This window comes from uncultured Campylobacter sp. (assembly GCF_937949835.1).
GTDB lineage: Bacteria > Campylobacterota > Campylobacteria > Campylobacterales > Campylobacteraceae > Campylobacter_B.
In genome coordinates, this window is sequence record NZ_CALEDC010000257.1 from 1 (window position 1) to 2448 (window position 2448).

Sequence of the window (2448 nt, forward strand, 5' to 3'; positions counted from 1 at the left end):
GACGAAAATTCCGACGCTTCGGCAAATTTAAACGCCTTGGTAAGCGCAGATACCGCAACTGATCAAAGCTCGACCAAACAAAGCGGCGTGGAGAGTGACAATTCCGAGGTTAAAAGTAGCGCGAATAACAAAAATTCCGAGGTTAAAAATACAAAACGAAGCAACGCAAAAAGTGAAAATTTAGAAGCTAAAAGCACAAAGCAAGGCAGCGCGGATCAGAAGCAGGATAAAATTTTAAATTTCTTTCGCGGATGAAATTTAACTCGGTGGCTGCATCTTGAAATTTGAAATTTCCTTTGAAGCAGAGAGTGGGAGCAAAATTTATCGCGCCGCCGCGCGCTGTATTTTTCGCGCGCTTGCACGTCTGATTTGAGATAAAATTTAAAGCGGATTTTGAATTAAAATTTTCCGCGAGTTCCAAGATAGAATTTTTCATAAATTTAAAGTAAAATTTCGCCGAGATTTTAGTGCGATCGCGCCTATCTGATCGTCTTTATGGCGTTTAAAATCGCGCCCGAGTTTTTGCGAAACTCCCTTTCGTTTTTGCTTAAAAAATCAAAGCTTTCGTTGATAAAGGCGCTGCTGAATTCGCTACTAAAATCGTCTCCAGGCTCGCGTCCGATGGCACTTTTAAAACTTTTAGCAAAGCTAGCATCGGCTCCTAGTTCACGTGCCAAAGGGCGAATGATTTCGTAAATTTCATCAAAGGCGTTTGTGCGCAGATAGTGGCTAAATAACACTTCGCCGCTCATTACCGCCTTAGTATCGGCTTCGGACATATCTTTTATTTTAGCGAGTACGAGCTTTTTGATCGGCTCTACGGCAAGACTTAGCTTCTTGCTCGCCAGCCTTTGCATATTCTGCACGGCGATGCTTTTTTTGCCCGCGCGCTCGGTAATGTAGCTAGGCAGATCGAGCTCGTAATCCTGCACGCCAGTGCGTTCGTATTCATTTGCGGCACGCTCTATCAAAGTGCTTAGTGAGTTTTTAAAATTTTCGCTATCGCCCGCGCCCGCACTAAGCATCACGTCCAGCCCCTTTACGGCGACCTCTTCCCAGCTAGCAGTCGCAAATAGCGGCAATAAACAAAGGATTAATTTTTTAAGCAAAGTTTTTCCCTAATTAAAGATTGATTATTTTATTTCGAAAATTTTAATGTATAATCAACGCTTTTATAATACCAAAAGGGCTAAATATGGAGCTTTTACTCATCGCTTTCGCGCTTGCGATGGACAGCGTCGCGCTTAGCATTTCAAACGGCGCGAAATATCTGAATTTTAAATTTGCGCAGATTGCGCGCATCGCATTTTTCTACGCGGCGGCTCAGTTTATAATGCCGCTTGCAGGCTACGCTTTGGGGATAAATTTCGTAAAATTTATCGCGCAGATCGATCACTTCGTCGCGTTTGGAATTTTATCGTTTTTAGGCGTTAAGATGATCATTGAATCCCGCCGCGAGCAGGACGAGCCAGATCTACGCCTAAGCACGAAGGAGATGGTGCTGGGCGCGATCGCTACCAGCATCGACGCGATGGCCGTGGGCGTGACCTTTGCCTTTGGCGAGATAAACATCCTCTACGCCTGTTGCGTAATCGGGCTCGTCTGCTTCGCGCTGTGCGTCGCGGCGTGCTACGCAGGCAAGCTAACGGGCGAATATCTGCACTCAAAGGCGCTCGTTTTAGGCGGCGTGATTTTGATCTTAATCGGGGTTAAAATTTTGCTCTCGCACCTCGGTATTATCGATATTTAGAGACTTTTAAGCGCCTATTCGCGATAATTTTTAAAACTAATCCGCAGGAGCGAAAATGAAAAATTTGATAAATTTAACCAGCGGCGACCGATTAAATTTGCGCGTGCAGGGTCAAATTTTAATCAGCGAGAGCATCAAAAACGGCAAAACGAGGCAGACGCAAAAGGAGTTTGCTAGCATAGACGAGGCGCAAAAAGCCTGCGCGAAAAAGGAGTGGGAGAGCCTGAAAAAAGGCTACGTCCTGCAAAACGGCGGCGCAAAAGCGGGTGAGGCGAGTTTGCACGTCTATATCGGCGGCGGATATACGGGCGCGCTGGCATTTGCGGGCGCGGAAGGCGAGCTTTTCGTCTATAAATGCGGCGGCTACAAAGAAAACGGCTCGGTCGATTTTTTGACTAGGCTGGGCGCGGACGGCGCGATAAAAGGGGATATTATTTTGCCAAAGCCGCTTGCGTGGCATGCGCAGCGGGCGGGCGAAATTTTACTTTTGGATTTGGATCATTTTATTTTCAAATTTGATCCAAAAACGGGCGAGTTTGCCGACCTTTCCAAAGAGCTAAATTTTAAAAGAAATAGAGAATTTACGAGCCGCGTTTGTGCTGCGGGCGCAGCGGGCGAGACGGCGGCGTTTGCGATGTTCGGTCAAATTTTTATTTTGCGAGACGGCGAAATTTCGCTTCTTACGCAATATAAGGCTG

The 2448-nt window shown here is 46.2% G+C and carries 3 protein-coding genes and 1 pseudogene; 3 read left to right on the forward strand and 1 reads right to left on the reverse strand.

The window, feature by feature from the left end:
- The coding region (locus Q0256_RS05845; RefSeq protein WP_297961035.1) for a hypothetical protein at window positions 1-255 on the forward strand (255 nt) is incomplete at its 5' end.
- Between the two features lie 224 nt (window positions 256-479).
- On the opposite strand, the gene Q0256_RS05850 is transcribed toward Q0256_RS05845, so the two are convergent.
- Window positions 480-1109 carry a hypothetical protein gene (locus Q0256_RS05850; protein ID WP_297961038.1) on the reverse strand — a complete coding sequence of 210 codons (630 nt, stop codon included), beginning with the start codon at window positions 1107-1109 and terminating at the stop codon, window positions 480-482.
- Window positions 1110-1195: 86 nt separating this feature from the next.
- Between Q0256_RS05850 and Q0256_RS05855 the strand changes: the two genes are divergently transcribed.
- Together Q0256_RS05855 and Q0256_RS05860 are read left to right on the forward strand one after the other, a co-directional pair.
- On the forward strand, window positions 1196-1750 hold the full coding sequence (locus Q0256_RS05855) for a manganese efflux pump MntP family protein (RefSeq protein WP_297961040.1): 555 nt from the start codon (window positions 1196-1198) through the stop codon (window positions 1748-1750).
- A gap of 55 nt (window positions 1751-1805) precedes the next feature.
- Window positions 1806-2448, forward strand: a pseudogene (locus Q0256_RS05860) (hypothetical protein); the annotation flags it as partial.

Coding starts and splice junctions, on each gene's coding strand:
- Q0256_RS05855 (WP_297961040.1), top strand. CDS start 1,196: ATGGAGCTTTTACTCATCGCTTTCGCGCTTGCGATGGACAGCGTCGCG.